At 67.5% G+C, this 6,000-nt stretch carries 7 protein-coding genes and 3 pseudogenes; 3 read left to right on the top strand and 7 right to left on the bottom strand.

Annotated features, from left to right (window positions below; translation table 11 throughout):
- Positions 1–574 (top strand): helicase associated domain-containing protein (locus AB5J49_RS47105; RefSeq protein ID WP_369174994.1); only part of this gene is annotated, 574 nt, incomplete at its 5' end.
- 47 nt (positions 575–621) lie between these two features.
- On the opposite strand, the gene AB5J49_RS47100 is transcribed toward AB5J49_RS47105, so the two are convergent.
- The 5 genes and pseudogenes from AB5J49_RS47100 to AB5J49_RS47080 all read right to left on the bottom strand — a co-directional run bounded on the left by AB5J49_RS47100 (position 622) and on the right by AB5J49_RS47080 (position 3,241).
- Positions 622–1,197: a DUF6262 family protein gene (locus AB5J49_RS47100; RefSeq protein WP_369174993.1), complete on the bottom strand. Its 576-nt coding sequence runs from the start codon at positions 1,195–1,197 to the stop codon at positions 622–624.
- Positions 1,194–1,628, bottom strand: a complete 435-nt coding sequence (locus tag AB5J49_RS47095) for a hypothetical protein (RefSeq protein WP_369175514.1) — start codon at positions 1,626–1,628, stop codon at positions 1,194–1,196. The genes AB5J49_RS47100 and AB5J49_RS47095 overlap by 4 nt, the downstream gene beginning before the upstream one ends.
- Positions 1,629–1,780: 152 nt before the next feature.
- Positions 1,781–2,272: pseudogene (locus AB5J49_RS47090) on the bottom strand (tyrosine-type recombinase/integrase); the annotation flags it as partial.
- A 77-nt stretch (positions 2,273–2,349) separates the two neighbouring features.
- Positions 2,350–3,003, bottom strand: a pseudogene (gene istB, locus AB5J49_RS47085) (IS21-like element helper ATPase IstB).
- A 64-nt stretch (positions 3,004–3,067) separates the two neighbouring features.
- Positions 3,068–3,241, bottom strand: coding sequence for a hypothetical protein (locus AB5J49_RS47080; RefSeq protein WP_369175513.1), 174 nt, complete (start codon positions 3,239–3,241; stop codon positions 3,068–3,070).
- 505 nt (positions 3,242–3,746) lie between these two features.
- On the opposite strand from AB5J49_RS47080, the gene AB5J49_RS47075 reads away from it, so the two are divergent.
- Positions 3,747–4,226: a TrmO family methyltransferase gene (locus AB5J49_RS47075; RefSeq protein WP_369174992.1), complete on the top strand. Its 480-nt coding sequence runs from the start codon at positions 3,747–3,749 to the stop codon at positions 4,224–4,226.
- A gap of 234 nt (positions 4,227–4,460) precedes the next feature.
- Positions 4,461–5,018 carry a GNAT family N-acetyltransferase gene (locus AB5J49_RS47070; protein WP_369174991.1) on the top strand — a complete coding sequence of 186 codons (558 nt, stop codon included), beginning with the start codon at positions 4,461–4,463 and terminating at the stop codon, positions 5,016–5,018.
- On the opposite strand, the pseudogene AB5J49_RS47065 reads toward AB5J49_RS47070, so the two are convergent.
- Positions 5,019–5,252: pseudogene (locus AB5J49_RS47065) on the bottom strand (IS256 family transposase); the annotation flags it as partial. It abuts the gene before it with no gap.
- A gap of 86 nt (positions 5,253–5,338) precedes the next feature.
- Positions 5,339–5,641, bottom strand: coding sequence for a hypothetical protein (locus AB5J49_RS47060; protein WP_369174990.1), 303 nt, complete (start codon positions 5,639–5,641; stop codon positions 5,339–5,341).
- Between the last annotated feature and the right edge of the window lie 359 nt (positions 5,642–6,000).

The raw sequence follows: 6,000 nt of genomic DNA, 5'->3' as shown, positions 1-6,000 counted from the left end.
GGGCGGCCTCGGGAAGGACCCGGAGCGGGCGGCGGAGCGCGCCAAGCAGCTGGAGGCGATCGACCCGGCCTGGAACTGCCCCTGGCCACTCAACTGGCAACGCCACTACCGCGTCCTCGCCGACCTCGCCGCCGACGAACCCCACGGCCACCTGCCCGACGTCCAACCCGGCGTGACGTTCGACGGCGATGATCTCGGGCAGTGGCTAAAGCGGCAGAAACAGCCGGGCACCTGGGCGCAGCTGTCCACCGAACAGCAGGAACGGCTGTCCAGGCTGGGCATCAAGCCCGCCCCGACGCCGCCTCCCGCTTCGACGACCAAGAGCAGTGGGAAGGGGCCGAGCAAGACGCAGCAGGCGTTCCAGCGGGGCCTGGCGGCCGTCACGCAGTGGGTGGAACGGGAAGGCGACCGGCCGGTGCCAAGGGGGCACAGCGAACAGATCACGGTCGACGGCGAGGCGGAGCCTGTGGCCGTCAAGCTGGGCGTATGGATCTCGAACACCAAGTCGAGGCGCGACAAGCTCAGTGCGGAGCAGCTGGCCGCACTGGCTGAGTTGGACGTCGACTGGATCTGACGGTTGTCGGCAAGGTCCATCCCCTTTGGCAATGATCCGAGGCCGGGTCAGGGGCGCGGGGGTGGTGTCGTGAGGTACGGAGCGAGTTGGGCTTCGAGGTCGGCGATGCGTTTGTCCATGAAGCGGTTGTTCTGGCGTGCGCTGGTCAGGCGCTCTTGCATCTGCTGGTTGTCCTGAGTGAGCTGTCGTATGTGCTGCTTCAGCGTGGTGTTCTCCGTGACGATGCGCTGAAGGGAGCCTTCGGGGAGATCGTGTTCGAGGTCGCGGATCTTGCCGAGGAGTTCTGCGATATGGGTGCGCTGGGTGCGGATTTCGCGCTGGGCTTGAGCGAGCGCGTCTTCGGCGTTGAGTGCACGTTCCCTCCAGGCGGGCTGTGCGCGGCTGGCGCTGCTAGAGGCTCCGGGATGGGGTCTGCTTGTGCGGGTGGCCTGCTCGATCAGGGCTCTGGCCTGCTGGTTTTGATAGAGGAAGGTGCGTGAGACGCGGGCGGTACGGGCAAGGGCTGCGATGGTGACAGGCGCATGGTCGCGTGCTGCGCCCGCCAGGGCGGTCTGGAGACGTTCGAGCATCTCCTGGGTGGCTTGGCGGCGGGCTTGGACGGCCGCGTCGGTGCGGGGGCTCATCGCTGCCCTGTGTCGTCGTCAGAGGCTTGCAGCGCTGCGAGGTCTCGGGCGCGGAAGGCGGTGCTCCAGGTGCGGTGGAAGTAGTCCTGGGGGCGCCGCAGGTCGAGGGTGAGGGCTTCGTCGAGGATGCCGAGGGCGGCCAGGGCCTGTTCGAGTCCTTTGATGGCTTTGGCGGTGGGTTCGAAGACGGTGTGGAGGTAGTCGGCGGTGGCGTCGTCGGGGGCGTTCTCGGCGATGGAGCGCCACTGTTCGGCTTTGCGTCGCCAGTAGAGGAGGCCTGCGCCGGAGAGGACGAAGTTGTCGCAGTTCTCGCAGTCGAGTTTCCAGGGGCAGGCTCCGCCGTCGACGACGGGTTGGTAGGTGCAGAATCCCCCGTCGGCGGGGGTGCTGCGGCGGGAGAGGTCCAGGGCCAGGGCTGTCTCGCGGTCCATGGGGGTGGTGTCGCCGGAGAGGAGTTCGCCGGGGTGGGTGCGCCGGGCCCGGCCACCCAGACGGTGTTCAGGACGTCTTCGAGGTCGCTGTTGGTGTTCTTCACGTAGTGCTCGGCCATGCGTTCGGAGAGCTGGCCGAGGTAACGGCGGATGTGGGTGAGTGTGGCGCCGGCGCGCAGCAGGTTGGTGGCCAGGGTGTGGCGGGCCTGGTGGGCGACGTAGGCGCCGCCGAGGTCGAGGTCGGTGATCCAGGTCTTGAAGCGCTGGTTGAAGTGTCCGTAGGAGATCGGCTGCCGGCTGTTGGGGTTGCGGATGCGGGAGGGGAACAGGGCCAGGCCAGGGCGTTCGGCGGCTGCCGGGGTGCGGCCGTAGCGCTTTTCGAAGAGCTGGAGCGCCTTGGTACGGCGGGCATCGAGGCGTTGGTAGACGGGCTCGGGGATGCGGATGCCCTCGTTGTAGTTGCCGACCTTGGTCTGGTCGTGCCACAGCATGGCCAGGCCGCGGTAGCGGCCGATGCAGTCCAGGCGCAGTCCGACGACCTCGCTGCAGCGGCGCCCGGTGGCGACGATGGTCTCCCAGATGTCCCGCGGGCCCCGGTCGTTGAGGTCGAGTTCCTCCAGGCGGCGCAGGTTGGTCTCGTCCATCAGCGCGCGGGCGACGTCGTCGCTGAAGGGGTTGCGGGAGCGCTGCTTGAGGCCGGTACCGCCGAAGGGGACGGCGGTCAGGAAACCGGTGTCGATGCCGACGCGTTCGGCGTGGCGCAGAGCCGGGGATCCGTGAACGTCTTCGTCCATCCGCCGAAGCTCTCGTTGGAGGCGATGGCGACGCTGTTCTTCTCCTCGTGCTCGGTCAGGACCTGGAACAGCAGCTCGGCGCCCCGCCGGTCAAGCTCCATATAGCCGAGTTCGTCAATACAGAGGAGACCGACACGTCCGTAGCGGGCGATCGTCTTGGTCAGCAGCTTCTCATCGGCCGCCTCGACGAGCTCGTTCACCAGCTTGGCGGCGAGGGTGCAGCGGACGCGGTAGCCCGTCATCGCGGCCTCGGTCCCCAGGGCCGATCAGCAGGTGTGATTTGCCGGTGCCCGAGTCGCCGATCAGGCAGAGAGGCTGTCCCTTCCGGACCCACTCGCAGATCGCGGGTGTCGACCGTGGCGGCGTCGACATTGGGGTTCGCATCGAAGTCGAACGCCCTCAGCGACTTCTCGCGAGGGAAGGCCGCGGCTTTGATCCGCCGTTCGGAGCGCCTGCGGGCCCGGTCGTCGCACTCGGCCAGCAGCAGCTCGGCCAGGAAGCCCTTGTAGGACATCTGATCGCGCTTCGCGGCCTCGGCGAGGTCGGGGAAACTGGCCCCGGATGGTGGGCAGCCGCAGCATCCGGCATGCCTGGTCGATGGCGGTGTCGGCGGCTTGTCCACTCAGACCACGATGGCGTGGGCACTCAGGGGGCTTCTCCCTGGCCGGCGGTGTCACCGCCCTGGCGGCGGTGTCGTAACAGCTGGTCATAGAGGGCCACCGAGGGCAGCGGCCGGGTGCCGGGCGGCAGATGGGACATCCGCCAGCCGGCGAGGAAGGTGACCATCGCCCCCAGCGGCCCGGGGCCGCTCCGGCGCATGTCCGCGGACGGGCGGGGAGGGCGGGAGGTCGTCGGCTTCCGCAGCCTTGCGGGCCTCCAGCGGCCGCGTCCGCGGTGAAGGCGCCGGCCCGCAGGGCCGTGGCCAATCCGGCGACGATGTGCTCGTGGCTCATATGGCGGCCCAGCAGCAGGACTTCGATCAGCGACTTGGTGCCGTTCTTGTCGACGTGGGCCGCCCGGGCCGCGTCCCACCAGTCGTCATGCACGGGCGTGAACTTCCCGGCGGAACGGGCCTGTTCGAGAGCGGTGGCCCCGGGGAAGGCGCCGGGCTTGCGGATCAGTGCCTCCAGGTAGTGGTCCAGCTCCAGGCGCGAGCCGGCCTTCGCGCTCAGCCGTTCGTGGCGGGCGACCCCTGTGCCCTGGCCGTAGACGATGAGGCGATGGACGTGCAGCATCACCCGGACCGTCCGGCCGATCAGCCGGACCGGAACCGAGTAGCGGTTGGTCTGGACGGCGATCTGGCTGTAGCGCTCCCACTCTCGGTGTGAAGAGTCGGCCCGTCTCGAACAGCCCGGTCGGCAACGGCTTGAGCAACGGCCTCCCGACGGCGAAGTACCCGCCCGCCGACCTCGCCCGCGACCGGATCCGGCGGCCTTCGTCGTCCAGGCCCCATCGGCCGACCATCTCGTTGAGCTCGGCCAGCGAGGCGACCTCGGGGACGGGAACGAAGTGGTTCGCCCACCAAAACCATCGCCGCCCCAATCAGCTGGCCACGAGCTTCCCGCGGCTGCTGAAGCTCGACGGTCTGGATCTACACGTCACCGACTTGGATGCCGTCGATGGAACCCCCCTCTATGACCTTGCTCCCTACTTCAAGGAGATGGGTCCTCGCGGTGAGATCCACGAGCCGGAGTGGCCGGGCGAGATGCTGAAGGACTACTGGGCCACGACGTGGCGATCTCCTGCTTCACCTACCGGTATGGCCGCACCACCCAAGAAGCCGCCGACCACCTTGCCGACGTAGGCCGGACGAGCCTTACTGGATCAGCTACTTCGGCGAAGCCGGACGAGCAATGGTCAATAGTTGTGGATCACTCGACTCTGGACGTCCTGAAAGGTGGGTGATCAGGCTGGCGTGTCGGGGCTGGCCAGCCGGGTTCCGTGCCTGCTTCTGAAGCTCCTCGCTGCCCGCATGGCGTTCCGTCGGGTGTCCTGGAAATCGGTTCCGGACTGCTGTCTCCGTCACTAGAGTGCGGCCGTGGAGATCACCTACGAACGCTTCGAGTCGGCCGACGCAGAAGAACTGGTCGGCTTCCTCTCGGGCGACGCGTGGCCGTTTCACGTCTCGGACGTTGTTGACCAGGCCCAAGCCCGGCAGTGGATTGGAGAGGGCCGCTATGACGGCCAGGACAGCCGGGCGTTCTGGATCACGGTTGCCGGTGAGCGAACCGGCCTCGTCCGGCTGATGGACCTGTGTGACGACACGCCGCTGTTCGATCTGCGAATCCGCTCCGAGCGCCGAGGGCGGGGCCTGGGAGGACAGGCCCTGACCTGGCTCACCAGGTACGTATTCACCGAGTTCCCCCAAATCCAGCGGATCGAGGGCACCACTCGTCGGGACAACGTAGCGATGCGCCGTACTTTTCAAAGATGCGGGTACGTGAAGGAAGCGCACTATCGCGACGCGTGGCCGGCAGCCGACGGCAACGTTCGTGACGCCGTCGGGTATGCGATTCTGCGACGTGACTGGCTCTCTGGCAGCACAACGGTTCCTGATTGGAACGACGAGCGCATCCTCGGATCAGGTGGCGTTTGATCAGGCTGCCGCGGTCTCTTCGCGCTCGACCAGGACGCCGTTCTCGAACCTGACGCCGGAGCGGACCAGGGCAACCAGATGAGGTCCGGTGATCGCACGCCAGCGGTCCTGGGCGGACTCGACCAGCTTGAACACCATCGCGAGGGCCGCGGCCGGGCTGCCGGCCCCGCGGGTGACCTTGGTCCGCAGCTTGACCGTGGAAAACGTGGACTCGATGGGGTTCGTGGTCCGCAGGGGCCTCCGGCCTCACCCATCGGTAGGCCGCCCGTGACTGTCCCGAGCGGCCCACCCGTCCTCAACAACGCTCGTGATCAATACACCTAGTGGCCGTGGCCGCCGACACTGTTGTCGCAGCCCATGGTCGAGCCGATGTGGGTGTCCTGCCCACCGGCGTTGCCCTCGCCGTTGAGCGCGTTGCCCAGCAGGCCGTTGAGGACGCCGACCTGGCCGAGGACGTCGAGGTTCAGGTCGTGCGACTTGCAGGAGGAGCTCTGCAGGACGCTGAACTTGCCGCCGTCCTTGCCGCCGTGACCGCCCTGGTCGGCAGTGGCGGTGCCGGCGCCCAGGAGCCCGACGCTGCCGAGAGTGACGACCAGGACGGCAGCCTTGCGAAGCTTGTGCATGTCATCTCCGATGGAGTGAGGTGGTTGCGATCTGCGAGAGATCAACTTCGTACAGTCACGAGACATTAATATGAAAAAGCCGCAAAATATCACATCGGCGCGCCGGGGTTGGTGGTCTCGCAGCGGAAGCGCTCAGACAACCGCCGTGGGGCGCCGACCAGCAGTCTCTTGGCGTGCTCAGACGCATGGTGACTTGGATGTGCTTGGGCAACTATGCCTCCGGTGGCGCACGCTGAGCCGCCGTCAGACCGCCCCGACCCGCGAGACATGATCAGCGCCCGACCAGCAGCGGGCCTGTACGGCGAAGGTGTGGTTGCTCAGGGCCAGGGTGGCCCCGATGGGGGTCGCGGTAACGGACT

Source organism: Streptomyces sp. R28 (assembly GCF_041052385.1).
GTDB lineage: Bacteria > Actinomycetota > Actinomycetes > Streptomycetales > Streptomycetaceae > Streptomyces.
This window is presented reverse-complemented; position numbering and strand designations above follow the sequence as displayed.

Bases quoted from the DNA above. Each gene is read 5' to 3' on its own strand.
- AB5J49_RS47100 (WP_369174993.1), bottom strand. From the start codon at position 1,197: ATGAGCCCCCGCACCGACGCGGCCGTCCAAGCCCGCCGCCAAGCCACC.
- AB5J49_RS47095 (WP_369175514.1), bottom strand. From the start codon at position 1,628: ATGGACCGCGAGACAGCCCTGGCCCTGGACCTCTCCCGCCGCAGCACC.
- AB5J49_RS47080 (WP_369175513.1), bottom strand. From the start codon at position 3,241: ATGCGCCGGAGCGGCCCCGGGCCGCTGGGGGCGATGGTCACCTTCCTC.
- AB5J49_RS47060 (WP_369174990.1), bottom strand. From the start codon at position 5,641: ATGCACAAGCTTCGCAAGGCTGCCGTCCTGGTCGTCACTCTCGGCAGC.